Source organism: Streptomyces sp. NBC_00005, assembly GCF_045160215.1.
Classification (GTDB): domain Bacteria; phylum Actinomycetota; class Actinomycetes; order Streptomycetales; family Streptomycetaceae; genus Streptomyces.
In genome coordinates this window covers 9223948-9248907 of the sequence record NZ_CP108316.1, presented here as the reverse complement: position 1 = coordinate 9248907, position 24960 = coordinate 9223948, and the positions used below count along the sequence as shown (strand labels likewise).

Below are 24960 nucleotides of genomic sequence, written 5' to 3'. Positions count from 1 at the left end.
CGTTCACTTGAATTGGGTGCGGTGCACATGGCCGTCGACACCGCGGAACACCGCGTCGACGACTCCGCCCGGGCCTTCGACCGCGCCGAGCGCACCGTCGAAGGCGGCACTCGGGAACTCCTGCCGCTTGCTCCACCCCTGCCAGGCACCGTCGGCGTACCGCTGCTGCCAGAGCGTGTAGTCCGCGGCCCGCGCGTACAGGACCACCTCGTCCCGCACGGCGACCAGGGTCGGACTGCCGCTGACGGTCCCGCCGAGCGAGGTCCACGCCGACCACTCCCCCGACGTGTCCCGCGACCGCGTCCACACGTCGTCCGCCGCGGTGCGTACGGCGACATGGACGCGCCCCTGGCTGTCGACGACGGCGGACGGACGGCCGTAGGTCGGCCGGTCACCGGGCGCGCCCAGCGACGTCCAGCCGGTCGCCGGCCCGCGCTGCACGATCCGCCCGTCGGCACCGCGCGCGAACAGCGTCCAGTGCGTCGGGTCGGTGAACGCCACGGACGGCGCGTCGGTCAACTGCCCGCCCAGGCTTTGCCATTGACCCCAGCGGCCGTCGGCGAAGACCCGCCGGTAGGCCCGGGAGTCGGCGCCGCGCACGAAGACGTCGGTGCGGCCGCCCGCGGAGGCGTACGCGGCCGGCTGGCCCAGGATCTTCCCCTGCGCGGGGCCGCCGAGGTCCTTCCGCCTGCCGTCGGTCTGCTGGACGAGCGAGCCGTGCGCGCCCCGGAAGAATGTGGTCAGCGTGTCGCCGTCGCGGACCACTGCCGGACTGGCCGTGGTCTTCTCGCCCAGGCTGGTTCCGGGCAGGGCTTCGGCTCCGGTCAGCTTCAAGAACGCGGTGCCGTGCGCGGGGACCTCAACCGTGTACGACCCCGTGTGCGTGCCGCGGTCGGTGCGTGCCCGCAGGTCGCGGACCTGCACCGGGCCACCGAGGCCGCTGTCGGCGAACTGCACGGTGCGCTCGGCGGGTCGGTCGGAGCGGTTGAGGAGGACGACGGCACGGCGGCCGTTGCCCTGCAGGACCTTGCTGTAGACGTCGCCGGTCGAGTCGTTCACCACCCGTACGCCCTGGACGGCCAGGGGATCCTGGTCGACGGCGATGATCTCCGGGTTGCGGAGCGTCTTGAGCATCGAGTCGGACAGAGTGCGCGGGTCGGAGCCCAGCATCAGCGGCGAGCCCATCTCGGCCCACATCACGAACTGGCTGGTCGACTCCTCCTGCGTCAGCTCGTACGACCCGTCGGTCATCCGGCGCATGGGGATGAGGTAGTCCGGGTCGTTGTAGTGGCCGGGGCCCTGCGCCTCCGGATGCCAGGCGTTGGCGTCCATGTTGCGCAGCACGTTGGGCCACTGGCCGGGGCTCGGGGTGCCCCAGGCGATGTCGGTGCCGGTGCGCCAGGAGTCGGCGGTCGTCGGGCCGTAGACGTAGGTGTTGTGGGCGTCCTGCTCGGGGGTGTGGGGCAGGCCCCAGTCGTCGGTGAGCGGATTGCACAGGTTCAGCAGCATTGTGCGGCCGGACTTGGCGACCGCGTCGCTGAACTCCTTGAACGCGGGCCCCGGATCGAGCTTCGCGCCGATCCCGCACAGGAAGTCGACCTTGATCGCGTCGACCTTCCAGCCCGCGAACTGCCGCGCGTCCTGGTCGTAGTAGCCACGGCTGCCGAGTCCGCAGCTCTTGCCGCCGTCGTAGGTACCCGCGTCGGTGTAGATGCCCGCCCGCAGTCCGCGTTGGTGCAGGTAGGACACGAGGGCGGGGATGCCGGAGGGGAAGCGGTCCGGGTTGGCCACCAACCGCCCCTGTGCGTCACGGGGGTTGTCGGCCTGCCAGCCGCCGTCGAGCCACACGATGTCGTAGCCGCTGTCGCGCAGCCCGCTGGAGACCAGCTTGTCGGCGACGGCGCGCACCTCCTTCTCGGTGGGTGCGCCGAGCCCGTAGTAGGTGTTCCAGCCCATGTAGGGCGTCGGTGCCAGGCCGCTGTCGTAGTACGCGGGGGCGCCCTGGTCCTCGGCGCTCCGCGCGGTGGCCGTGGGGGCGGCGGTCACGGCGAGGACGGTCGCGATCGCGGCCGTCGTGGTGTGGCGCCCGAGTCTGTGGCCTTTGGCCTTCCGGCCGTGCGGGTGTGAGGTCACGTGCCTCTCCGGGTGGTTGGGAAGCAGGAGGGCGTGGCGCGGGCCGCTCCGTGCGGAGGGCCGACGGCGTCACGGCGACGACTGTGGCGCGCGGCCGAAACCTTGTCAATATTAATTCCTAATTTATCTAAACAGCCGCCGGTGAGCTGCCGGAGACCTTGACAGCTTTCCGACCCGGGGGCAGTGTTCGGCAACGTTGTCAGAGCCCGCTTGGCAACGTTGTCCGCTGGCCGCCCAGATCTCTCCCGTTCCGCGAACATCCCTGATCGGAGCCGCAGTTCATGTCGGATCAGCCGCCCAGACCGTCGCGCCGCACCGTCCTGTCCACCGGGTCCACGCTCCTCGCGGGTTTCGGCCTCGGCATGGCCTTCCCCGCCGATGCCCTGGCATCCGGTTCCGGACAACCGAGCCGGCCCGATGAGCTCGCCGTCCACCGCCCCGTGTCCGTCTCCTCCACCGACTACGCGCCCACCCCGGCCGAGTTCGCGGTCGACGGACTCAGCACTGTCGGAGTGCGCGGCACGGGATGGCGGGCCGCGCCCGGTGACCCGCAGTGGATCTCCGTCGATCTCCAGGCGCTGTGCGAGGTCTCCTCGCTCCACCTCACCTTCGAGGCGACGGCGGACGACCCGCCGTACGTCGACGCCCCCGGGGGCAATCCGCGCAACGACACGACGGGGCAGGAGATCCTCTCCAGCTGCGCGGTCGCCTTCGTGATCGAGACGTCACGGGACCACAGGACGTGGACCGCCGTGTACCGCACCGACTCCGGCAAGGGCGGGGCGGTGGAGATCGCCCTGCCCGAACCCGTCACCGCACGCTGGCTGCGGATGACCGTGCACAAGCGGTCGAACGCGAACCCGCTGGGCCTCAACGGCCTCCAGGTGTACGGAACTTGCCGCACGGCCCGCCCCGATGTCACCGGCTGGACGGACTGGGGCTCCCACCACCGGACGCCCCCGGCGCTGAAGGTCGCCGAGGACGGCACCGTACCGCTGGAATCCGGCTGGGACCTGACCATGGACGACTGGGCCGGCGCAGACGGCGGTGACGGCGCCGAGTTGTCGAAGTCCGGGGTGGACACGAGCCGTTGGCTGCCGGCGACGGTCCCCGGCACGGTGCTGACCTCGCTGGTGGACCAGGGGAAGCTGCCCGACCCGGTCTCGGGCTTCAACAACCTCCATGTCCCGGAGGCGCTTTCACGGCACGCCTGGTGGTACCGGCGCGAGTTCCGCCTCCCCGAAGGCCTGCGCACCGGCGCGGGACGGCACGTCTGGCTGGAGTTCGACGGGGTCAACCACAAGGCCGAGGCATGGCTCAACGGCAGCAGGGTCGGCGACCTGACCTTCCCCTTCGCCCGCGCCGCCCACGACGTGACCAGCCTGATCGGCGATGCCGACGCACAGGCTCTCGCCGTCCGCATCACTCCCATGCCGTTCCCCGGCAGCCCCGGCGACAAGGGCCCGGCGGGCCTGGCGTTCGTCGACGCCGGGGCGAACATGATGAACCGCAACTCACCGACGTATCTGGCCTCTTCGGGCTGGGACTGGATGCCCGCGGTGCGGGACCGGGCGGCCGGCATCTGGAACCACGTACGGCTGCGCTCCACGGGCGCCGCGGTGCTGGGCGATCCCCGCGTGGACACCCGGCTGCCCGATCTGCCCGACACCCGCACGGCCGAGCTGACGATCGTGGTCCCGGTGCGGAACGCGGCCTCCGACGACAGACGCGTCACCGTCTCCGCGGCCTTCGACGGCGTTCGCCTGACCCGGACGGTCACGATCCCCGGCGGCGAGACGGCCGACGCCACCTTCACACCCGCCGACCACCCCCAACTCAAGCTCCGGAACCCGAAGTTGTGGTGGCCCAACGGCTACGGCGACCCGGCACTGCACCACCTCACCCTCACCGCCACGATCGCCGACGAGGAGAGCGACCGGCGCACCACCCGCTTCGGGATACGCCAGTTCGGCTACGAGTACGACATACCCCTCGTGTTCCAGTCCGGCAGCGACGCGTACGCCCAGACGGTGAACTTCACCCGCCGCAAGGCACGGTACGTGCGGATCATGTGCCGTACGCGGGCGACGAGTTGGGGCTCGTCCCTGTGGTCGCTCACGGTCGCCGACAGCGCCGCCCCGGACACCGACCTGGCGCTAGGCATGACGGCCACGTCCTCCTCCGTGGACGACCCGGCCAACGGGCCCGGCAACGCGACCGACGGTGACGCGGGTACGCGCTGGTCGTCCGCCTTCGAGGACGACCAGTGGATCCGGGTCGACCTGGGCTCCTCGGTCTCCTTCGACCGGCTGGTGATCACCTGGGAGCAGGCGTACGCGAAGACGTACACGATCCAGGTGTCCGACGACGACGAGAACTGGACGGACGCGGCCGCCGTCGACAACACGGCGGTACCGCTGCCGTTTGGGACAAGTGGTGCGGCGAGCCTGCAGAACGTGGACTTCGCGGCGCGGAAGGCCCGGTATCTGCGGGTCTTCTGCCGTACCCGGGCCACGAGTTGGGGCTCTTCGGTGTGGAGCCTGTCGGTTCTGGACAGCGGCTCGCCGGACACCGATCTGGCCCTGCACAAGAAGGCGACGTCCTCCTCGGTGGACGGCTCCAACGACCCCGGCAACGCCACCGACGGCGACCCGAACACCCGCTGGTCCTCCGCCTACGAGGACGACCAGTGGATCCGGGTCGACCTGGGCTCCTCGGTGACCTTCGACCGCGTGGCCGTCCTCTGGGAGACGGCCTACCCGAAGACGTACACGATCCAGGTCTCGGACGACGGCGAGGACTGGATGGACGTGAAGTCCGTCGACAACACACCCGTCCCGCTGAAGATCAGCGTCAACGGGGTGCGCGTCTTCTGCCGCGGCGGCAACTGGGGCTGGGACGAGCTGCTGCGCCGCATGCCGGCCGCGCGCACCGACACGGCGGTGCGGATGCACCGGGACATGAACTTCACGATGATCCGCAACTGGGTGGGCAGCAGCAACCGCGAGGAGTTCTACGCCAGTTGCGACGAGCACGGGCTGCTGGTGTGGAACGACTTCCCCAACGCCTGGGCCATGGACCCGCCGGACCACAAGGCCTTCCTCGACCTCGCGCGGGACACGGTGCGCCGGTACCGCAGCCACCCCTGCGTCGTCGTGTGGTGCGGCGCCAACGAGGGGAACCCGCCGGGCCCGGTCGACGACGGCATGCGTGCGGCGGTGCGCGCCGAGGCGCCGGACGTGTTCTACCAGAACAACTCGGCGGGCGGGATCGTCTCCGGCGGCGGGCCGTACGGATGGGTGGAGCCCGAGCGCTACTCCTCCCCCACCACCTACGGCAGCGGCAGCTTCGGCTTCCACACCGAGATCGGCATGCCGGTCGTACCGACGGTTGAGACGATGCGCGGCCTGGTCGGGGACGAGCCCGAGTGGCCGGTCGGCGGCGCCTGGTACTACCACGACTGGAGCACCAAGGGGAATCAGGCACCGCAGAACTACCGGGCGGCCATCGAGACCCGGCTCGACACCGCCGCGGACCTCGAGGACTTCTGCCGCAAGGCGCAGTTCGTCAACTACGAGAACCACCGAGCCATGTTCGAGGCCTGGAACGCCAACCTCTGGGACGACGCGAGCGGGCTCATGCTGTGGATGTCCCATCCCGCCTGGTACAGCACGGTGTGGCAGACGTACGACTACGACTTCGACGTCAACGGCGCCTACTACGGCGCCCGCAAGGCCGGTGAGCCCGTCCACGTCCAGGCCGGTGCGCAGGACGGCCGGGTGATCGCCGTGAACCACACGCCCCGGCCCATCACCGGCGCCACGGTGTCGGCCCGCCGCTTCGACCTCTCCGGCCGCGGACTCGCCCCCGAGCGGCACAGGGCCGTGGACATCGCGCCCTCCTCGACCACGGACGCGTTCACCCTGGACGACGGGACGGACGGTCTGCCGGACTTCCACCTGCTGCGGCTGCGCCTGACGGACGCGCGTGGCGGGCTGCTGTCCGAGAACACGTACTGGCGCTACCGGGAGGCCCAGGACATGCGGGCGCTGAACAGCGTGGATCGGTCCCGGGTGTCCGTCGACATCACCGCGACGGACCGCTCGGGCCCGCGCCACGGGCTCACGGCACGGCTGCGCAACCGCGGTTCGTCGGTGGCGGCGATGGTCCGCGTCTCGCTCGTCGACGCGAAGACCGGTCGCCGGGTGCTGCCCACCCTGTACAGCGACAACTACCTGTGGCTGCTGCCCGGTGAGACCAGGAACGTGACCACGTCCTGGCCGGCGACCGCGGCGGGCGCGACGAGGCCGAAGCTCCTCGTCGAGGGGTACAACGTGCCCTCGGTCGCCGTGGAGCCGTGATACTGGCTGATCATGAGCACCAACGAGCCACGGGTCCGGCAGCGGACCGACCGGGACCTCGACCCCTGCGTCGAGGTCCTCGCCGCCGTGCACCGGCACAGCGGCTACCCCGTCAACTGGCCCGCGGGCCCGGCCGATTGGCTGACGCCGTCCTCCCAGCTGGCGGCCTGGGTGGCCGAGGTCGACAGCCGCGTGGTCGGTCATCTCGGCCTGTCCCGGGCCGCCGACGGAGACGTGGCACCCGGGTTGTGGGGCGCCCGCGCGGGCCTCGGCGTCGAACGCACCGCCGTCGTCGGCCGGTTGTTCGTGTCGCCCGCCGCACGCGGGCACGGGCTCGGCGCCGCGCTGATGGCACGGGCCGTCGAGGAGGCGCGGGCGCGCGGACTGCACCCCGTGCTCGACGTCGTCGCCTCCGACAGGGCGGCCGCGGCCCTCTACGAGCGGCTGGGCTGGGAGTTGCTGGACGTCGTGGAGCAACGCTGGGCACCGGACCAGGTGGTGTCCGTCCGTTGCTACGCGGCCCCGCCCGGCCCGGTCAGTCCTCCGTCGCACTCGACCGGGGGCTGACCAGACCCGTCTCGTACGCCACCACCACGGCCTGGGCGCGGTCGCGCAGGGAGAGTTTGGTGAGGATGCGGGACACATGCGTCTTGACGGTCGCCTCGGAGAGGTGGAGGCGGGCCGCGAGTTCGGCGTTGCTCAGGCCCTGCGCGAGGAGCCCCAGGACGTCGAGTTCGCGGGGTGTCAGGGCTGCCAGGTCGCGGTGGAGGACCGCGGATTCCGCGCCGGTACGGGCGAAGCGCTCCACGAGGCGGCGGGTGATGGCCGGGGCGAGCAGCGCGTCGCCCGCGCGGACCGTGCGGACGGCGGCGACGAGGTGTTCGGGGGTGACGTCCTTGAGGAGGAAGCCGCTGGCTCCGGCGGACAGCGCCGCGTAGACGTAGTGGTCGAGGTCGAAGGTGGTGAGCATGACCACGCGTGGGGCGTCCGTCGCACCGGTGCCCGCGAGGATGCGTCGTGTGGCCTCCAGGCCGTCCATGTCCGGCATCCGGATGTCCATCAGCACCACGTCGGGCCTGGTGCGCCGGACCGCGGCGACCGCCTCGGCGCCGTCCCTCGCCTCGGCGACCACCTCGATGCCGTCGGCGCCGAGGATCAGCCGGAAGCCGGTGCGCACCAGAGCCTGGTCGTCGGCGACCACGACGCGCAGCGGTGGGTTCACGGGAGCTCCAGGGGGATCAGGGCGTGGACGCGGAAACCGCCGAGCGGGCGTGGACCGGTGCGCAGGGTGCCGCCGTGGACGGCCAACCGCTCGCGCAGGCCGATCAGTCCGCGCCCGTTGCCGGTGGCCGCGGCGGGGCCGGGCGGGCCGCCGGTGTCGGTGACCTCGACGCGGAGGTCCTCGTCGCCGTACGAGACCCGGACGCTCGCCTTGGCCCCGGCCGCGTGTTTCACGATGTTGGTCAGGGCCTCCTGGACCACGCGGTAGGCGGCCAGTTCGACTCCTGGTGAGGGCAGTTGGGCCGCCGGGCCCGTCACCGTCAGCTCGACGGGCAGCCCGGCGGTGCGCATCCGGCCCACGAGTGCCTCGAGTTGACCGAGGCCCGGCTGCGGGGCCAGGCACTCCGCGTCGTCCGTGTCCGGCGTGAGCAGTCCCATCACCTGCCGCAGCTCCCCCATCGCCGCCCGGCCGCCCGCCTCCACCGCGAGCAGCGCCTCGCGCGCCTGGTCGGGCGACCTGTCCATGATCTTGCGGGCGGCCCCGGCCTGGATCACCATCACGCTGACGTTGTGCGTGACGACGTCGTGCAACTCCCGTGCGATCCGGGCGCGTTCGTGCTCCACGGCCCGGCGCAGCGCCTCACTCTGCTCGCGCTCCACCGCGGTCAGCCGCGTCCGCGTATCGGCGGCCCGCCGTCGCCATGTGCGCAGTCCTATGGCGGCCACGACGACGGGGACGGAGACGAGCAACGGTACGTACTGGGTCGGGACGGTGGGCTCGAAGTACGCGTAGGGGTGGCGCGGTGTGTCGGGCCGTCCGATCAGAACCACCGTGCCGGCCAGGCTTGCCAGTGTCGCCACCCGGTAGGGGCTGTAGGCCGCGGCGGAGTAGGCGGCGATGACACAGTGGTAGAAGGTGATCCGGGCGACGCTGTCCGGGGTCAGCGCGGTCGCGGCCATCACGGTCCACAGCACCGCGAGGGGGTACCGGCGCCGCCAGGCCAGCGCCGCCGAGGCCAGGAACGCCAGGTCCCACAGGCCCACGATGCTGTGCACATGGGCCTGTTCGTACCCGTCGCCCATCGTGTAGTCGGTCGAGGCGGCGGCGAGGGCGAGGGCCAGTCCGGCGTCGAAGAGCCGCCCGCGCCGCGTCGGTTCGGGCATCGGACCGGTCGGACGCAGCAGTGCTCCGGCCGCCCCGCGCAGCCGGCCCGGGGTTCCTTCTCTCGCGTGCTGCCACACCGTCACCGGCCCATTCTCCCGGGCGGCCGCGGCGCCGGGAATCCCTCCGCAGGCCTGCCCGTGTACATCCGGCGCGTACATCTCAGGGATGACTCCGCGGTCCCTCGTCCCGATGCGGTACGGCGATTACCCCCGCCGGCCGTCGTCCGTTCCCGGTGTCGTTCCTAGCGTCGGATGCCCCGACCGAGGAGCCGTCATGACGACACCACTGATCGAACTGCGGGACGTGAGCCGCCGCTACGACGCCGGACCGCCCGCCCTGGACGACGCGTCCCTGACCGTGCGGACCGGGGAGGCGGTGGCCGTCCTGGGCCCGTCGGGCAGCGGCAAGTCGACGCTGCTGAACCTGGTCGCCGGCCTGGACCGGCCGGACACCGGCACGGTCACCGTGGACGGCGTACGGGTGGACCGGCTCGGCGAGGCCGCCGCGGCACGCTACCGGCGGGCGAAGATCGGCATGGTGTTCCAGTTCTTCAACCTGCTGGACGACCTGACCGTCGCCGACAACGTGGTCCTGCCCGCCCGGCTGGCGGGCCTCGGGCAGCGCGAGGCGCAGCGCCGTGCGGACGGTCTGCTGGAGTCGCTCGGCATCAGCCGTCACGCCCGTGCCTTCCCGGGCCGGCTGTCCGGCGGCGAGCGGCAGCGCGTCGCGGTGGCCCGGGCTCTGATGAACCGTCCGCCGCTGCTGCTGGCGGACGAGCCGACCGGAGCACTGGACTCCGCGTCCGGCGACGACGTGAGCCGCCTGCTCAAGGAGCTCAACGACGACGGCCAGACCCTCGTGATCGTCACCCACGACCTGGCTCTGGCCCAGTCGTGCACGCGCCGCACGGTCCGCCTCGCTGACGGCAGGATCGCCGCCGACGCCGAGACGGAGCCCGTCCGATGAGCGCGCTCGTCCGGGTCGTCGGCGCGGGCATGGCCCGCCGCCGGGTGCAGACCTTGGTGATCGGCCTGGCCACGCTGCTGGCGGTGACGGCGTCCGTGCTGGGCGGCTCGCTGCTGGTGGCGTCCGAGGCGCCGTTCGAGAAGGCCTTCGCGCGGCAGCACGGGGCGCATCTGGCCGCGCAGTTCGACGCGGGCAGGGCCACGCGGGCACAGGTCGAGGCATCGGCGCACGCCGCCGGGGCCGACGCCGCGGCGGGCCCGTTCCCGACCGCCTCCCCCGTCATGGGCATCAGCGGACAGTCGGTCGCGACGCTGTCCCTCGTCGGGCGCCCGACTCCCGGCGGAGCCGTCGACCGGGTCGACCTGACCAAGGGTCGCTGGGTCCGGAAGGCCGGCGAGATCGTGCTGTCGGCGGACACCGAACCGGCCGTGGGCCTCGGCCGGGAGCTCACCTTCCCGGACCTGCCCGGCAGCCCCTCCTTGACGGTGGTCGGCGTGGCCCGCTCGGTCAGCCGTACGGCGGACGGCTGGGTGCTGCCCTCGCAGATCCCGGCGCTCACCGCATCCGGCGAGGCGGGCGGCTACCAGATGCTCTACCGCTTCACGCACGCGGCCACCTCGACCGAGGTCGCCCGGGACCGGACCGCGGTCGCCTCGGCCGTCCCCGCCGGGTCGCTGTCCGGCGCGCAGTCCTGGCTGTCCGTCAAGAAGGTCGCCACCCGCGACACATCGCTGTTCGTGCCCTTCCTGGTCGCGTTCGGCGTCCTGGGCCTGGTCATGTCGGTACTGATCGTCGGCAACGTGGTCGCCGGCGCGGTGGCCACCGGCCTGCGACGCATCGGCGTCCTCAAGGCGGTCGGCTGCACGCCGGGCCAGGTCGTACGGGCCTGCGCGGGCCAGGCGCTGCTTCCGGCGGCGGTGGGGGTGGTGCTCGGCACGGTCGCCGGTCATCTGCTGGCCGTACCGCTGCTGTCCCGGACGGAGGACGTGTACGGCACTGCGGGGTTGGGCGTCGAGGTGTGGCTGGACGTCATGGTGGTCGGCGGGGTGCTGGGCGTGGTCGCGGTGACGGCGTGCGCGAGCGCCTGGCGGGCCGGGCGGCTGCGCACGGTCGACGCGCTGGCCCTCGGCCGCACGCCCGCTCCCGGCCGGGGCCGGCGTGCGGCGCGGCTGGCCGCCCGGCTTCCGCTGCCGCGGCCGGTGGGCCTCGGCCTGGCCCGTCCCTTCGCCCGCCCGGCGCGCACCGCCTCGATGGTGGCCGCGGTGGTGTTCGGCGCGGCGGCCGTCACCCTCGCCACCGGTCTGTCCGCCTCGCTGGGCGAGGTGATCGCGGCCAAGAACCACAACGCCGCCGACGTCACCGTCGGCGAGGCCGGCCCGACCGGCGGCGTGCACATCGGTCCCGGCGGCGGCCCGCCCACGGTCGCCGATCCCGCGGCGGTCACCAAGGCGATCGAGGACCAGGCCGGCACCCGCAGGTACTACGGCACCGCGACAACGCCGGCGGCCCTGTCGGGCGTGTCCGGAGAGATCAGCCTCGTCGCCTACGACGGGGACGCGTCCTGGGGCGGCTTCCGGATGGTCTCGGGGCGGTGGATGCATCGGGCCGGCGAAGTCGTGGTCGCGACACCGGTCCTGACCGCCGCGTCGGCCGAGGTCGGGGACACCATCACGCTGAAGGTGCACGGCAGGCCGGTGCCGGTGCGGATCGTCGGCGAGGTCTTCGACACCGGCGACGAGGGCACCCGCGTCTTCACCGACGCGGCGACGCTGAAGTCCGCCGTACCGGACCTGAAGTCCACGGCATACGCCGTCGATCTCAAGGCCGGCACCGACACGGACGCCTACGTGAAGGCGCTCAACGCCGAACTGAAGCCGCTGGGCACCGACGCGACCAGCGACAAGTACGTCAACGGCAGCGACACCGTCACCGTCATCGACGCCCTGACCGCGTTCCTCACCGCGCTGCTGGTCGGCGTGGCCGCGCTCGGCGTGCTGGGCGGCGTCGTCCTCGACACCCACGAACGCATCCGGGACCTCGGCGTCCACAAGGCCCTCGGCATGACGCCCCGCCAGACCGTCACGATGGTCGTCACCTCGGTCGTGCTGCCCGGCTTGGTCGGCGGCGCGCTGGGCGTGCCGCTCGGGGTGGCGGTGCACGACGCGGTGATGCCGGTCATGGGCCGAAGCAGCGGTATGCGGCTGCCCGAGTCGGTCATCGCCGTCTACGGCACACCCGAGTTGGTCCTGCTCGCCCTGGCGGGCACGGCCGTCGCCGTCCTGGGCTCGCTCCTGCCGGCCGGCTGGGCGGCCCGCATCCGCACGGCGACCGCGCTGCGCGCCGAGTGAGCGGGCGTGCGGGTGCGATCTCCTTCCGACCCCGCTCGTGCAACCCTCTCGCAACCTTGCCCGTGCTGCCCTGGACGCATGCCCGAGGAGACCCAGCGCGTCGAAATCACCCCTGCGGCCGCCGACTTGCTGCGCCGTCTGCGCGCGATGCACGGCCCGCTGATGTTCCACCAGTCCGGCGGCTGCTGCGACGGCAGCGCGCCCATGTGCTACCCGGAGGGCGAGTTCCGCACCGGCGGCTCCGACGTGCTGCTCGCGGAACTGGAGGTCGAGGGGGTGGCGGAGCCGGTGTCGTTCTGGATGTCGCGCAGCCAGTACGAGGTCTGGAGCCACACGCGGCTGATTGTGGACGTCGTGGCGGGACGCGGCAGCGGTTTCTCGCTGGAAGCACCCGAGGGGGTGCGTTTTCTCATCCGTTCTCGCGTAGTCGGCGCATAGCCACCCCGCGGGCCACCGTCGTCTGGTGCACTTCCCCTGAGATCCGAGACATTTGACGATCCCCCAGGGGGAACTGTGACGCATCGTCAGAAGCGTTTCGTAACAGGCAGATCCGACAGAACGGTTCGGGCGTCGGTGAGATCGGCACTGGCGTTCCTCACGGCATTCGGCGCGCTGGCCGGTGCGGCCCTGGTGGGGGCGGCACCGGCCAGCGGTGTGCAGAGCGCCACCGCGGTCGCGCCGGGAGTCACCTACAAGCAGTTCGACATCCAGGGGGCCAGGGGGCTGACACACGCCCATGTGCTCACCGTGAACCTGCGCAACACGCACACACGCCTCGGCCTGCTGTATCCGGGAGCCGTGGCCGCACGTGCCGCGGTCTCCACCATGGCCGACGCGCAGGGCGCCGTGGCGGGCATCAACGGCGACTTCTTCAACATCACCGAGACCCAGCACCCGGGCGTCGAGGCGACGGGCTCCACCGACGGACCGGCGATCGCGCGGGGTCGTGTGCTCAAGGCGTCGGTGCCGGACGGTCAGCGCTTCGGGCCGGAGCTGCCACCCGGCACCACCACCCGGGACGTGATCGGCGTGGGCGTCGACCGCAGGGCCCGGCTGGACAGCCTCGCCCTCAGCGGGTCGATCCGCACGCCGGTGGGGCGGCTGCCGCTGGGCGGGCTCAACCAGTACGCGCTGCCGGTGAACTCTGTCGGCGCCTTCACCTCCGACTGGGGCGGCGTCTCCCGGGTCCGCGCCACCTGCGGCACGGACACCGACCGGGGCGCCGCCTGCAGCTCGGACACCTACGAGGTGACGGTCCGGGGCAACCGGGTCGTCTCCAAGGCCGCCGCTCCGGGCAAGGGCGCCATCGCCGCGGGAACCACGGTGCTCGTCGGCCGGGAGGCGGGCGCCCGGCAGCTGCGGAAGTTCTTCAAGGGCGAGCCGGTGACGGTGTCGCACCGGCTGGTCGCCGCGACCTCCCGGACCGCGTACAGCTTCGCGCTCGGCGGCTATCCGGTCCTGAAGGGCGGCCGCCCGCCGGCCGGCCTCGACGACACGGCCGCGGCCGTGCGCACGGCCGTCGGCATCGCGGACGGCGGGAAGCGGCTGCTGCTGTTCGCGCTGGACGGTGCACCCGCGTACCGCAGCGGTCTGACGATCGCCGAAGTGGCCACCGCCATGCGGTCGTTGGGCTCGGTCGACGCCTTCAGTCTGGACGGCGGCGGATCGACGACCCTGGTCGCCCGTGCGCCGGGGGCAGCCGCGGTGTCCGTACGCAACCACCCGTCCGGCAACGCGGAACGCCCGGTCCCGAACGGCATCGGGGTGTTCTCGACGTCGTGATCCTCACGGCCTGAGACTGCTGACGATGTCCGCCGTGGCCGTGACGCCGCTGTGAATGGTGGGCGCGATGCTCGTGCTGGCCAGATAGAAGCCGAGCAGCGCGCACACCAGCGCGTGGGAGACCTTGAGCCCGCCGTTGCGCAGGAAGATCACCGCCAGGATCAGAAGCAGCAGCACCACAGAGATGGAAATCGCCATCGTCAACTCCTCCGCCACGCCGCCACGTCCGGTTCGCGGCGTTCGGCCGTAAGTGTGGCGTAGCGGAGGGTTCGCCCGGGCTGCTGACCTGTCCTCCGAACGTGTGGTTCTACGCGGCCCGGTGGGCCTTCAGGAACGCTTCGAGACCGGCGAGATCGTCGGTATTGAAGTAGTCGATGCCGGCGGCGAGCAGCTCGGTCCACAGCGCGTCCCGGGCGGGGCCCGCCAGGTCGGGGGTGTTCCAGAAGCGCACCTTCTGGCCCCGCGCGTGCGCCTGGCCGATGATGCCGCGCAGCTTCTGCCGCTCGGCGTCGGGGAACGCGCCCTCGCCGAGCCAGGTGAAGTTGAGCCGCCAGTTGTCGCTGATCAGCGGGACGAAGGAGGCGGGCGCCGAGGTGCCGAGGTCGGTGAGCCGGCCGTCGTAGAAGGCCCGCCGTACGGTCTGGGCCTCCATGGGCGTGCGGGCGGCTCGGTCGCCGGAGATCACGTTGGTGACCGGGCCGGGGAGGACGCGGCCGTGGGCGTACGTCGTGAACAGGTGCTTGTAACGCTGGAGATGCCGGTCGAGTTCGAGGTACGTCGACGAGCCCTCGGTCTTGATGTCGATGAGCAGTTGCAGGGGCTTGCGGTAACCCCGGTACACGGAACCGCGGTTGGCCTTGACGATCGCGGCCAGCGGGTCGAGGTAGAGGGACTCGAGGGTGCGGGTCGGGTCGAGCTCGGAGGCGTCGTGGGCGATGAGGAGCTGGTCGCCGACGAGGAAGATGTCGGCCTCGACGCTGCCGAAGCCGTGGTCGAGGGCGTCGAAGAGGGGGCGCGGGTGGTCGTAGTCGTTGTGGGCGTGGGCGCGCCACAACGGGCGGGGGCCGCGCCCGCGTTCGTTGGCGAACGCGCTGCCGGCGGGCGGAGCGAGGACTGCCGCGAGCGTGGCGCCGAAGGCGGTGAGGGCTCTGCGGCGGGTCATGAGTGCCATCTGCTGTCTCCCTGTGGGGCGGGTTCGAACCACAGGGAGTATGAGGCGGATTGGGCTCCAATGAACCTGTACATGCCAGGAGTTGGCCGGACTGCCGCTGCTTGTTCACTCCTTCCGCGCAGCCGCACGGAAAAGCCCGCCCCAGGTGGGGCGGGCTTCACCAGGTGACGGTCAGGGGGCCTGCAGGTCGACGAGTTCGGCCACGGCGGCACGGTGGGCGCCGGTCGTGCCGTAGGCGATCGAGTCGGCCTTGGCCCGCTTCAGGTAGAGATGGATGGGATGTTCCCAGGTCATACCGATACCGGCGTGCAGTTGCAGCGCCTCCTCGGCGGCGCGGACGGCGACCGGCGCCGCGTACGCCTGGGCGACGGTGACCGCCACGGCCACCTCCTCGTCGGACTCTCCGGTCGCGAGCGCGTCGGCCGCGTTGCGGGCGGCCGCGCGGAGGCTGACGACCTCCAGCCACAGCTGGGCGAGGCGGTGCTTGAGCGCCTGGAAGCCGCCGACGGGCCGGTTGAACTGGTTGCGCTCCTTGAGGTAGCGCACGGTCTCGGTCAACGTCCACTCGGCGAGGCCGAGTTGCTCCGAGGCGAGCAGCCCGGCACCGGCCCGCAGGGCCCGTCGTACGGCGGGCTCGGCCGCACCGAGCCGGCGAGCCGCCGCCCCGTCGAGGGTGACGGTCGCGAGGGGCCGGGTGAGGTCGAAGGCGGTTTGCGGGGTGACGGTCACGGCGTCCGCGTCGACGGCGTACAGCCCGCCGTCCTCGGCCGGCACCAGCAGCACGTCGGCCGCCGCGGCGTCCGCGATGGCGGTCAACTCGCCGTGCAGGGTGCCCTTTTCGACTCGTACGGTCTTGAAGGCGCCGCCCGGAGCGACGTTCAGTGCGACGGCGAGCGCGCCGATCTTGCGCCCCGACGCCAGCTCGGCGAGCAGGTCGTCGGCGTCGCCGCAGGCCAGCAGCGCCTCGGTGGCGACGACGGCACTCGTCAGGTACGGCACGGGAGCGACCGCCCGCCCCAACTCCTCCAGGACGACGGCGACTTCGCGATGCGTGGCGCCCTGGCCGCCCTTCTCCTCGGGCACCAGCAGGCCGGCCAGGCCCATGCCGTCCGCCAGGGCCTTCCAGGCCGCGAGGTCGTGCGGGGCGTCGGACTCGGTGCGCGCGATGACACCGGGGGCGTCGCAGTGGTCGGCGAGCAGGTCCCGGACGGCGGCGCGCAGCGCCTCTTCCTCCTCCGAGTACAGCAGGTCGGTCATCGGGCCAGGTCCTTCCAGGCGACGTCCTTGTCGGTGCGCGGCTCGGCGGGCAGGCCCAGGACGCGCTCGGCGACGATGTTCAGCAGGACCTCGCTGGTCCCGCCCTCGATGCTGTTGCCCTTCGAGCGGAGGTAGCGGTAGCCGGCCTCGCGGCCGGTGAAGTCCACCAGTTCGGGGCGGCGCATGGTCCAGTCGTCGTACAACAGGCCTTCCTCGCCGAGGAGTTCGACCTCCAGCCCGCTGATCTCCTGGTTGAGGCGGGCGAACGCGAGCTTCATGCCTGCGCCCTCGGGGCCGGGCTGGCCGACGGTGAGCTGCTGACGCAGGCGTTCGCCGGTGAGCCGGGCGACCTCGGCGTCGACCCAGAGCTTGACCAGCCGCTGGTGCAGGTCGTGGGTGCGCAACTCCGGTCGCTCGCGCCAGGTCTTGGCGACCGGGCCGATCATGCCGCCCTCGCGGGGCAGCCGCATGCCGCCGATGGCGACGCGTTCGTTGTTCAGCGTGGTCTGCGCGACCCGCCAGCCGTCGCCGATCTCGCCCAGGCGGCGGGAGTCGGGGATACGGACGTCGGTGAGGAACACCTCGTTGAACTCGGCCTCACCGGTGATCTGCCGCAGCGGACGGACCTCGACACCCGGGTCGGTCATGTCGCAGATGAAGTACGTGATGCCGGCGTGCTTGGGCACGTCCGGGTCGGTGCGGGCGATGAGGATGGCCCAGCGGGAGTTGTGCGCGCCGGACGTCCACACCTTCTGCCCGTTGACCACCCAGTGGTCGCCCTCCCGGACGGCGCGGGTGCCGAGCGCGGCCAGGTCGGAGCCGGCACCCGGCTCGCTGAACAGCTGGCACCAGACTTCCTCCCCCACCCACAGCGGCCGCAGATAGCGCTGCTTCTGCTCCTCGGTGCCGTACTTCAGGATGGTCGGCGCGGCCATGCCGAGGCCGATGCCGTTGCGGCGGGAGTCGTTGTCCGGGGCGCCCGCGGCCTCCAACTCGGCGTCCACGACGGCCTGGAGGGAGCGCGGGGCACCGAGCCCTCCGAGGCCCTCCGGGTAATGCACCCAGGACAGTCCCGCGTCGAAGCGAGCCTTGAGGAAGTCCAGGCGGTTGGTGGTGGCGGGCGGGTGCGCGGCCAGCAACTCGGCTGTGCGGCGGCCCAGTTCGGCTGCGTCGGTCATCGGGCGGCTCCGCTCTCCAGCGACGGCACTACGGCGACCCGGCCCGTCGTCACCCCGTCGCCGACCCGCTGCACGGCGGCCGCGGCCCCGGCCAGCGGTACGCGCTCGCTGACCAGCGGCTTGATGGCGCCCCGTGCCGACAGCTCGGTGAGCTGCTCGTGGCAGTGCTGGATCAGCTTCGGGTTCTTGGTGTTGTACAGGCCCCAGTGCAGGCCGAGGATCGAGTAGTTCTTCACCAGCGCGTGGTTGAGCCCCGGGCTGGGGATCGTCCCGCTCGCGAAGCCGACCACCACGATCCGCCCCTCGAAGGCGACGACCTTGGTGGACTGCGTGTAGGCCTCGCCGCCGACCGGGTCGTAGATCACGTCGGCGCCCCGGCCGCCGGTCGCCTCCTTGACGGCGGCGATGACGTCCTCGGCGCGCCGGTCGATGACGACGTCACAGCCCAACTCCCGGGCGACGGCGGCCTTTTCGGCGCCTCCCACGACGCCGATGACCGTGGCGCCGGCCGCCTTGCCGAGCTGCACGGCCGCGCTGCCGACCCCTCCAGCGGCAGCGTGGACGAGCAGCGTCTCGCCGGCTTCCAGGTGGGCGCGACGGTGCAGTCCGAACCAGCCCGTCTGGTAGCCGATGTGCAGGGCGGCGGCCTCGGCGTCGTCCAGCGAGTCGGGAGCGGGCAGCAGGCCGGCGGCGTCCGCGACGGCGTACTCGGCCAAACCGCCGTACGGCAGCGCGGGGTTGGCCAGCACCCGGCGGCCGTCCTCGGTCTCGCCACAGATCTCCACGCCGGGCGTGAACGGCAGCGGCGGGCGCACCTGGTAGTGGCCCCGGCACATCAGCACGTCCGGGAAGTTGATGTTCGCGGCACGCACCTTCAGCAGCACCTGGCCCTCGCCGGGCGTGGGCCGCTCCACCTCCTCGAGCCGCATCACCTCGCTCGGCTCGCCGAGTTCGTGCACTTGCCATGCCTGCATGCGGTGCCTCCACGGGACTGCGTCGACTACGTCGTCTGACCGGGGTCCCTCGCATACTAAGCGGTCGCTTGCCCGGGAGGGAACAGTAGCGTGCGTCACGACTGCCGGGGCTTCGCCCGTACGTGCATCCGCTCCCCCTGCGGCCCGAACAGACTCAGGAACTCCGCCGGCCCCTCCCCGGTCGACCCGAACCAGTGCGGCACCCGCGTGTCGAACTCGGCCGCCTCCCCGGCCGCGAGCACCACGTCGTGCTCGCCCAGCACCACCCGCAGCCGTCCGGACAGCACGTACAACCACTCGTAGCCCTCATGGATACGCGGTTCGGGCTCCTCGTCGGCCTGCGGCACCAGCACCTTGAAGGCCTGGAGGCCGCCCGGCTGCCGGGTGAGCGGCCAGAACGTGCGCCCGTGCCGGACGAGCGGCTTGCCCCGGGCCACCCTCGGATCTCCCACCGGGGGCGCCCCGACCAGCTCGTCCAGCGGCACCTGGTGGGCCTGCGCGATCGGCAGCAGCAGCTCCAGGCTGGGTTTGCGCAGCCCCGACTCCAGCCGGGACAGGGTGCTCACGGAGATCCCGGTCGACTCGGACAGGGCCGCGAGCGTCACCTCCCGGTCCTTCCGGATCCGCCGCAGCCGGGGCCCGACCTCCGCCAGCACGTCATCGGTAGTCATGAGTCGTATTGCAGAATCGGCAACGAAGTTTGTCAATCCCGCGCCCTGGAGTGACCGTGGCGGCATGACCGAGACAACCGAGACATACGAAGTGATCGTGATCGGCGGCGGCGCGGCAGGTCTGTCCGCGGCACTCGTCCTGGGCCGGGCCCGGCGCCACACTCTGGTCGTCGACGCGGGCGAGCCGCGCAACGCGCCCGCCGCCCATATGCAGGGCTATCTGTCCCGGGACGGCATGTCACCGGCCGAGTTCCTGGCGATCGGCCGCGAGGAGATCGCCCGGTACGGCGTCGAGCTGGTCCGGGACCGGGCGGTGGACGTCACCGCGGGCGAGGACTTCACGGTGGCCCTCGGGAGCGGACGCACCGTCCACGCCCGTCGCCTGGTGATCGCCACCGGTCTCAAGGACGAGCTCCCGGCCGTACCCGGTGTCGCGGAGCGCTTCGGCCGCGATGTGCTGCACTGCCCGTACTGCCACGGCTGGGAGGTGCGCGACCGGGCCTTCGGCGTGCTCGCCACCACCCCGATGAGCGTGCACCAGGCGCTGATCGTGTCCCAGTGGTCGAAGGACGTGACGTTCTTCCTGCACGCGGTCGCCGAGAAGGAGCTGTCGGACGACGATCTGCGCAGGCTCGCGGCGGCCGGTGTGAAGGTGGTGCCCGGCGAGGTCGCGGAGCTGGTGGTGGAGGACGACCGGCTCACCGGCGTACGCCTGACGGACGGCTCGACGCATGCGCGCGAGATCGTGTTCACCGCGCCCCGGGCCGTCCCGCAGACGGATCTGCTGCGGCGGCTCGGCGCCGAGCTGACCGAGACGCCGTTCGGCTCGTATCCCGTGGTCGACCCGACGGGCCTGACGACCGTGCCCGGCGTCTGGGCGGTGGGCAACGCGATGGGCTTCGCCGAGCAGGTCGTGAACGCGGCGGCCGGCGGCTACCGCGCGGGCGCCACGATCAACGGGGAGCTGCTGATGGCCGACCTCGACGCAGCAACTTGAGGGGTGCGGGGCCGTATCGATATGCGGCTCCCGCCGCGTGGGCGCGACCAGCCACAACGGACCCGCAGACGACAGACGACCCGTTCGTCCGGGTGTATACCAGCGGAGCGCGATGCACCATGGCTGCATGCTGCTTGCCCGGCTGGCCCATGTGTCCCAGGAGGTCGCCGCCACCTCGGCGCGGTCCCGGAAGATCGCTCTGCTCGCCGAGCTGTTCCGGGACGCCGAGGCGGACGACGTGCCGATCGTGATCCCGTATCTGGCGGGACGGCTGCCGCAGGGACGCCTCGGCGTCGGCTGGAAGGTACTGAGCCACCCGGTCGCCCCGGCCAACGAACCCACGCTCACCGTGCGCGAGGTGGACGCCCTCCTCAGCGAACTGGGCAAGGTCGCGGGCGCCGGCTCCCAGGCCGAACGGGCCCGGCTCGTCGGGGAATTGATGGGTGCGGCGACGGAGGAAGAGCAGCGGTTCCTGTTCGGGCTGCTCACCGGCGAGGTGCGGCAGGGCGCCCTGGACGCCGTCGCCGTCGAGGGCCTGGCGCAGGCGACTCAGGCGCCGCCCGTGGACGTGCGCCGGGCGGTGATGCTCGCGGGCTCCCTGCAGACGGTCGCGCAGGCGCTGCTCGCGGACGGCCCGGCGGCCCTGGACCGCTTCCGGCTCACCGTCGGCCGTCCGGTCCTGCCGATGCTCGCGCACAGCGCCTCCTCGGTGGCCGAGGCGGTCGACAAGCTCGGCGCCTGCGCGGTCGAGGAGAAGCTGGACGGTATCCGCGTCCAGATCCACCGGGACGGCGACACCGTACGGATCTACACCCGCACCCTCGACGACATCACCGACCGCCTGCCCGAACTCACCGCCGCCGCACTGGAGTTGAAGGGGAGGCGATTCATCCTGGACGGCGAGGTGATCTCCTTCGGCGAGGACGGACGGCCCCGGTCCTTCCAGGAGACGGCCGGGCGGGTCGGCTCGCGCGTGGACGTGGCGAGTGCCGCCGAGACGGTGCCCGTCTCCCCCGTCTTCTTCGACGCCCTCTCCGTCGACGACCGCGACCTGCTCGACCTGCCCTTCGCCGAACGGCACGCGGAGCTGGCCCGGCTGGTCCCCGAGCCGATGCGGGTGCGGCGCACGCTGGTGGCCGGGCCCGAGGACGTGAGCGAGGCCGAGGCCTTCCTCGCGAAGACCCTGGAGCGCGGCCACGAGGGGGTCGTCGTCAAGGGGCTCGACGCCGCCTACAGCGCGGGCCGCCGCGGCGCGTCCTGGCTGAAGGTCAAGCCCGTGCACACGCTGGACCTCGTCGTCCTGGCCGCCGAATGGGGCCACGGCCGCCGCACCGGCAAACTCTCCAACCTCCACCTGGGCGCTCGCACGGCGGACGGTGGCTTCGCGATGCTCGGCAAGACCTTCAAGGGCATGACCGACGCGATGCTCACCTGGCAGACGGAGCGCCTCCAGGAGCTGGCCGTGGACAGCAACGGCCACGTGGTGACCGTACGCCCCGAACTCGTCGTCGAGATCGCCTACGACGGCCTGCAGAAGTCCACCCGCTACCCGGCTGGCGTCACCCTCCGCTTCGCCCGCGTGGTCCGCTACCGCGAGGACAAGCGCCCCGAGGAGGCGGACACGGTCGAGACCCTGCTCGCGGCCCACCCGGAGGTGCACCCGTGACCGGGAAGCGGAGTGCCGGCCTGCTGTTGTACCGGCACACGGACAGCGGCCTTGAAGTATTGCTGGGCCACATGGGCGGCCCCTTCTTCGCCAAGCGCGACGCCGGGGCGTGGACCGTCCCGAAGGGCGAGTACGAGCCCACGGAGGAGACCGCTTGGGACGCCGCCCGGCGTGAGTTCCAGGAGGAACTCGGTCTGCCGCCGCCCGACGGCGAGGCCGTACCGCTCGGCGAGATCCGGCAGACGGGCGGCAAGACCGTCACGGCCTGGGCGATCGAGGCCGGCCTCGACCCCGCGACGATCACCCCCGGCACGTTCCGGATGGAGTGGCCGCCGAGGTCCGGCCGGACCCAGGAGTTCCCCGAACTGGACCGCGTCGAGTGGTTCGGCCTCGATCGCGCCCGGGACGTGATCGTCAAGGCACAGGCCGCGTTTCTCGACCGGCTGGCCGAACACTCGCCCTGAGCAGACGCACACGCGTTGCGGTCGCCCGCCGCGCGCGGGAAGGTCGTAGCACAGAGCCGCCATCAGGAGGTCAGCCATGCCCATCGCGACGGTGAACCCGGCGAACGGCGAGACGCTCAAGACGTACGAGGCCATGGGCGAGGAGGAGCTCGAGCGCCGGCTCCAGCTCGCCGAGGCCACGTTCCGGACGTACCGGACGACGTCGTTCGCCGAGCGCGCCCGCCTGCTGAACCGGGCCGCCGACCTGCTCGCCGGGATGGAGCAGGACATCGGCCGGGTCATGACCACCGAGATGGGCAAGCCCATCAAGCAGGCCCGCGCCGAGGCCGCCAAGTGCGCGAAGGCGATGCGCTGGTACGCCGACCACGCCGAGGAACTGCTCGCCGACGAGGAGCCCGCGGAGTTCGACGTGAAGGACTCGGGCGGCTCCCGCGTCCTGGTCCGTTACCGGCCGCTCGGCCCCGTGCTCGCGGTGATGCCGTGGAACTTCCCGCTCTGGCAGGTCGTCCGGTTCGCGGCGCCCGCGCTGATGGCGGGCAATGTGGGCCTGCTCAAGCACGCCTCGAACGTCCCGCAGACCGCCCTCTTCCTGGAGGACCTGTTCCACCAGGCGGGCTACCCGGAGGGCTGCTTCCAGACCCTGCTGGTCGGCTCCGGCGCCGTCGACGAGATCCTGCGCGACGAACGCGTCAAGGCGGCCACCCTCACGGGCAGTGAACCCGCCGGGCGGGCGGTCGCGTCCACCGCCGGGGACATGGTCAAGAAGACGGTGCTGGAGCTGGGCGGCAGCGACCCGTACATCGTCATGCCGTCCGCCGACATCGACCGGGCGGCACAGATCGCGGTCACCGCGCGTGTGCAGAACAACGGGCAGTCGTGCATCGCCGCCAAGCGCTTCATCGTGCACACCGACGTCTACGACGCCTTCGCCGAACGGTTCGTGGCGGGGATGAAGGCGCTGAAGGTCGGCGACCCGATGGAGGAGGAGACGGACGTCGGGCCGCTGTCCAGCGAGCAGGGGCGGGACGACCTGGAGGAGCTGGTGGACGACGCCACGCGCAGCGGGGCGACGGTGCTGTGCGGCGGCCATCGGCTCCGCCGGCCCGAGCTGCCCGGGTGGTACTACCCGCCGACTGTTCTCGCCGACATCACGCGCGAGATGCGGATCCACCGCGAGGAGGCCTTCGGGCCCGTCGCCACGCTGTACCGCGCGTCCGGTCTCGACGAGGCCGTGCTCATCGCCAACGACTCACCGTTCGGCCTGAGTTCGAACGTGTGGACGCGGGACGAGGCGGAGGTCGACCGGTTCGTACGGGATCTGGAGGCCGGTGGCGTGTTCTTCAACGGCATGACCGCCTCCCATCCGGCGTTCCCGTTCGGCGGGGTCAAGCGGTCCGGGTACGGGCGTGAGCTGTCCGGGCACGGAATCCGCGAGTTCTGCAACATCACGACGGTTTGGCACGGTGCGTGAGCGCTGCGCGACTAACATCCCGGTTGTGAACCGCGAAGTGACTCTCCCTCTGATCGTCGATGACCGCGGTACCTTGCAGGTGGCTGCGTCCGACGTGAGCAAGCTGTTGCGGACGGTCGGCGGAAGGTGGCTGCACCTGGTCGAGGCCGGGGAGGGCGGGCTCGACGAGGACACGGTGGCGGCGTTGACGATCGAGCTGGCGAAGCTGGCCGATCGCATCGATGTGGCGTGCATCGCGCACAGCAGCGGGGGCGCACCGTAGGGACAGCAGCAGGGGTGCGCCGTAGGGATCGCGATCAGGCGAGCTGTCCCAGCGTCGCCCAGAACATCGCCTCGTAGTTCTGCAGCAAGCGGCCGTATCCGTGCGCGAGTTCCTCGTTCAGGAACCCCGTGTCCAGGCCCGCCTGGATCGCTGCCGTCGCCTTCCGGTCCAGCTCGGGGGCCGGTTTGGCGAAGAAGTCGAAGAAGGCGCAGGCCTCGTCCTTGAAGCCGTAGTGGGCGCGCAGGGCCCGGGCGATCCGCTCGCAATAGCCTCCCCACGCCGAGAAGTTGGCGGTGATCGCCAGGACGGTGTCCGTCGGGGAGGCGTTGAGGGCCAGCCAGGCCACGTATGCGGGGTAGGCCTGGCAGCCCGGCAGCGGCTCGTAGGCCTCCGTCCGCGGCGCGTCGACGCCGCACGCCGCGGCGAACGCCTCCAGCTTCGGCCCCGCCAGCGCCTCGCCCTCGGCGAGCGTCTCGAAGAAGGCGGCGGCCTCCGGCTCCTCCTTCGCGCGTTGCGCCAGATGCAGGAACGCGCGGCGGTCCGCCGGGATCACCCAGTGCTGTTCCAGAGCCAGCGTCGCGAGTGTGTCGCGGGAGGCCTCGCCCCGGGCGATCAGGGGCACGAGGGGGTTGGCCTGCGGGTCCGGGGCGAGCTTTGCCGTGGTCGTCTCGACCAGTTCCGCCGCCGTACGCGTCATCGCGTCCTCCGTGGGTTCGGATCGTGGGTCCGGATGCCGGGCTCCCGCCTTCGACCCTGGCACGGGGTCCCTGAAATGGAGTAGTCCGACGCGAGATCGTCGCTCCGTCGGGTGATCGTGGATTCACCACCCCCAGAGGTGAACCACTTTCTGACCGGGGGGCCGAAAGCCTTCCG

Annotated in this window: 21 protein-coding genes; 11 read left to right on the top strand and 10 right to left on the bottom strand. The window is 71.9% G+C overall.

Annotated elements, in window-relative coordinates:
- Positions 1-3: 3 nt before the first annotated feature.
- Positions 4-2046 (bottom strand): glycoside hydrolase family 27 protein, encoded by a 2043-nt coding sequence (locus tag OG303_RS42235; RefSeq protein WP_405877744.1) that lies wholly within the window; start codon positions 2044-2046, stop codon positions 4-6.
- Between the two features lie 368 nt (positions 2047-2414).
- On the opposite strand from OG303_RS42235, the gene OG303_RS42230 reads away from it, so the two are divergent.
- Complete coding sequence (locus OG303_RS42230) at positions 2415-6494, top strand: discoidin domain-containing protein (RefSeq protein WP_405875198.1); 4080 nt, start codon at positions 2415-2417, stop codon at positions 6492-6494.
- Between the two features lie 12 nt (positions 6495-6506).
- Positions 6507-7061, top strand: a complete 555-nt coding sequence (locus OG303_RS42225) for a GNAT family N-acetyltransferase (protein ID WP_405875197.1) — start codon at positions 6507-6509, stop codon at positions 7059-7061.
- On the opposite strand, the gene OG303_RS42220 is transcribed toward OG303_RS42225, so the two are convergent.
- Together OG303_RS42220 and OG303_RS42215 are read right to left on the bottom strand one after the other, a co-directional pair.
- Entirely contained in the window at positions 7030-7716 is a 687-nt protein-coding gene (locus OG303_RS42220) for a response regulator (RefSeq protein WP_405875196.1), read from the bottom strand. The genes OG303_RS42225 and OG303_RS42220 overlap by 32 nt on opposite strands.
- Positions 7713-8879, bottom strand: a complete 1167-nt coding sequence (locus OG303_RS42215) for a sensor histidine kinase (RefSeq protein WP_405877742.1) — start codon at positions 8877-8879, stop codon at positions 7713-7715. The genes OG303_RS42220 and OG303_RS42215 overlap by 4 nt, the downstream gene beginning before the upstream one ends.
- Positions 8880-9153: 274 nt before the next feature.
- On the opposite strand from OG303_RS42215, the gene OG303_RS42210 reads away from it, so the two are divergent.
- From OG303_RS42210 to OG303_RS42195, 4 genes are all read left to right on the top strand, one after another.
- A complete protein-coding gene (locus OG303_RS42210; RefSeq protein WP_405875195.1) occupies positions 9154-9846 on the top strand; it encodes an ABC transporter ATP-binding protein in 693 nt (230 codons plus the stop codon).
- Complete coding sequence (locus tag OG303_RS42205) at positions 9843-12194, top strand: FtsX-like permease family protein (RefSeq protein WP_405875194.1); 2352 nt, start codon at positions 9843-9845, stop codon at positions 12192-12194. Before OG303_RS42210 ends, OG303_RS42205 begins: the two co-directional genes overlap by 4 nt.
- Before the next feature lie 78 nt (positions 12195-12272).
- Positions 12273-12632 carry a DUF779 domain-containing protein gene (locus OG303_RS42200; RefSeq protein ID WP_405875193.1) on the top strand — a complete coding sequence of 120 codons (360 nt, stop codon included), beginning with the start codon at positions 12273-12275 and terminating at the stop codon, positions 12630-12632.
- Between the two features lie 135 nt (positions 12633-12767).
- Positions 12768-13976, top strand: coding sequence for a phosphodiester glycosidase family protein (locus OG303_RS42195; RefSeq protein ID WP_405875192.1), 1209 nt, complete (start codon positions 12768-12770; stop codon positions 13974-13976).
- Positions 13977-13979: 3 nt separating this feature from the next.
- On the opposite strand, the gene OG303_RS42190 is transcribed toward OG303_RS42195, so the two are convergent.
- The 6 genes from OG303_RS42190 to OG303_RS42165 form a co-directional block, all read right to left on the bottom strand.
- On the bottom strand, positions 13980-14174 hold the full coding sequence (locus tag OG303_RS42190) for a hypothetical protein (RefSeq protein ID WP_405875191.1): 195 nt from the start codon (positions 14172-14174) through the stop codon (positions 13980-13982).
- A 109-nt stretch (positions 14175-14283) separates the two neighbouring features.
- The gene (locus tag OG303_RS42185; protein WP_405875190.1) at positions 14284-15147 is read right to left on the bottom strand and encodes a phosphatidylinositol-specific phospholipase C/glycerophosphodiester phosphodiesterase family protein; all 864 of its coding nucleotides are present in this window, start codon (positions 15145-15147) and stop codon (positions 14284-14286) included.
- A gap of 171 nt (positions 15148-15318) precedes the next feature.
- Positions 15319-16404, bottom strand: a complete 1086-nt coding sequence (locus OG303_RS42180) for an acyl-CoA dehydrogenase family protein (RefSeq protein ID WP_405875189.1) — start codon at positions 16402-16404, stop codon at positions 15319-15321.
- On the bottom strand, positions 16401-17582 hold the full coding sequence (locus OG303_RS42175; protein WP_405875188.1) for an acyl-CoA dehydrogenase family protein: 1182 nt from the start codon (positions 17580-17582) through the stop codon (positions 16401-16403). The genes OG303_RS42180 and OG303_RS42175 overlap by 4 nt, the downstream gene beginning before the upstream one ends.
- The gene (locus OG303_RS42170; RefSeq protein WP_405875187.1) at positions 17579-18556 is read right to left on the bottom strand and encodes an NADPH:quinone oxidoreductase family protein; all 978 of its coding nucleotides are present in this window, start codon (positions 18554-18556) and stop codon (positions 17579-17581) included. The genes OG303_RS42175 and OG303_RS42170 overlap by 4 nt, the downstream gene beginning before the upstream one ends.
- Positions 18557-18651: 95 nt before the next feature.
- Positions 18652-19227, bottom strand: coding sequence for a helix-turn-helix domain-containing protein (locus OG303_RS42165; protein ID WP_405875186.1), 576 nt, complete (start codon positions 19225-19227; stop codon positions 18652-18654).
- 64 nt (positions 19228-19291) lie between these two features.
- Between OG303_RS42165 and OG303_RS42160 the strand changes: the two genes are divergently transcribed.
- From OG303_RS42160 to OG303_RS42140, 5 genes are all read left to right on the top strand, one after another.
- Positions 19292-20224 carry an NAD(P)/FAD-dependent oxidoreductase gene (locus tag OG303_RS42160; protein ID WP_405875185.1) on the top strand — a complete coding sequence of 311 codons (933 nt, stop codon included), beginning with the start codon at positions 19292-19294 and terminating at the stop codon, positions 20222-20224.
- A 127-nt stretch (positions 20225-20351) separates the two neighbouring features.
- The gene (locus tag OG303_RS42155) at positions 20352-21890 is read left to right on the top strand and encodes an ATP-dependent DNA ligase (RefSeq protein ID WP_405875184.1); all 1539 of its coding nucleotides are present in this window, start codon (positions 20352-20354) and stop codon (positions 21888-21890) included.
- On the top strand, positions 21887-22354 hold the full coding sequence (locus OG303_RS42150) for an NUDIX domain-containing protein (protein WP_405875183.1): 468 nt from the start codon (positions 21887-21889) through the stop codon (positions 22352-22354). The genes OG303_RS42155 and OG303_RS42150 overlap by 4 nt, the downstream gene beginning before the upstream one ends.
- A 76-nt stretch (positions 22355-22430) precedes the next feature.
- Entirely contained in the window at positions 22431-23825 is a 1395-nt protein-coding gene (locus tag OG303_RS42145) for an NADP-dependent succinic semialdehyde dehydrogenase (protein ID WP_405875182.1), read from the top strand.
- 25 nt (positions 23826-23850) lie between these two features.
- Positions 23851-24087, top strand: coding sequence for a DUF6213 family protein (locus tag OG303_RS42140; protein ID WP_405875181.1), 237 nt, complete (start codon positions 23851-23853; stop codon positions 24085-24087).
- A 34-nt stretch (positions 24088-24121) separates the two neighbouring features.
- Here the strand turns inward: OG303_RS42140 and OG303_RS42135 are convergent, their stop codons facing one another.
- The gene (locus tag OG303_RS42135) at positions 24122-24784 is read right to left on the bottom strand and encodes a transcriptional regulator (protein ID WP_405875180.1); all 663 of its coding nucleotides are present in this window, start codon (positions 24782-24784) and stop codon (positions 24122-24124) included.
- Positions 24785-24960 lie beyond the last annotated feature (176 nt).

Excerpts from the sequence above, each read along its gene's own strand:
- OG303_RS42230 (WP_405875198.1), top strand. The coding sequence starts at position 2,415 with ATGTCGGATCAGCCGCCCAGACCGTCGCGCCGCACCGTCCTGTCCACC.
- OG303_RS42225 (WP_405875197.1), top strand. The coding sequence starts at position 6,507 with ATGAGCACCAACGAGCCACGGGTCCGGCAGCGGACCGACCGGGACCTC.
- OG303_RS42215 (WP_405877742.1), bottom strand. The coding sequence starts at position 8,879 with ATGCCCGAACCGACGCGGCGCGGGCGGCTCTTCGACGCCGGACTGGCC.
- OG303_RS42210 (WP_405875195.1), top strand. The coding sequence starts at position 9,154 with ATGACGACACCACTGATCGAACTGCGGGACGTGAGCCGCCGCTACGAC.
- OG303_RS42205 (WP_405875194.1), top strand. The coding sequence starts at position 9,843 with ATGAGCGCGCTCGTCCGGGTCGTCGGCGCGGGCATGGCCCGCCGCCGG.
- OG303_RS42200 (WP_405875193.1), top strand. The coding sequence starts at position 12,273 with ATGCCCGAGGAGACCCAGCGCGTCGAAATCACCCCTGCGGCCGCCGAC.
- OG303_RS42190 (WP_405875191.1), bottom strand. The coding sequence starts at position 14,174 with ATGGCGATTTCCATCTCTGTGGTGCTGCTGCTTCTGATCCTGGCGGTG.
- OG303_RS42185 (WP_405875190.1), bottom strand. The coding sequence starts at position 15,147 with ATGGCACTCATGACCCGCCGCAGAGCCCTCACCGCCTTCGGCGCCACG.
- OG303_RS42180 (WP_405875189.1), bottom strand. The coding sequence starts at position 16,404 with ATGACCGACCTGCTGTACTCGGAGGAGGAAGAGGCGCTGCGCGCCGCC.
- OG303_RS42175 (WP_405875188.1), bottom strand. The coding sequence starts at position 17,582 with ATGACCGACGCAGCCGAACTGGGCCGCCGCACAGCCGAGTTGCTGGCC.
- OG303_RS42170 (WP_405875187.1), bottom strand. The coding sequence starts at position 18,556 with ATGCAGGCATGGCAAGTGCACGAACTCGGCGAGCCGAGCGAGGTGATG.
- OG303_RS42165 (WP_405875186.1), bottom strand. The coding sequence starts at position 19,227 with ATGACTACCGATGACGTGCTGGCGGAGGTCGGGCCCCGGCTGCGGCGG.
- OG303_RS42160 (WP_405875185.1), top strand. The coding sequence starts at position 19,292 with ATGACCGAGACAACCGAGACATACGAAGTGATCGTGATCGGCGGCGGC.
- OG303_RS42155 (WP_405875184.1), top strand. The coding sequence starts at position 20,352 with ATGCTGCTTGCCCGGCTGGCCCATGTGTCCCAGGAGGTCGCCGCCACC.
- OG303_RS42145 (WP_405875182.1), top strand. The coding sequence starts at position 22,431 with ATGCCCATCGCGACGGTGAACCCGGCGAACGGCGAGACGCTCAAGACG.
- OG303_RS42135 (WP_405875180.1), bottom strand. The coding sequence starts at position 24,784 with ATGACGCGTACGGCGGCGGAACTGGTCGAGACGACCACGGCAAAGCTC.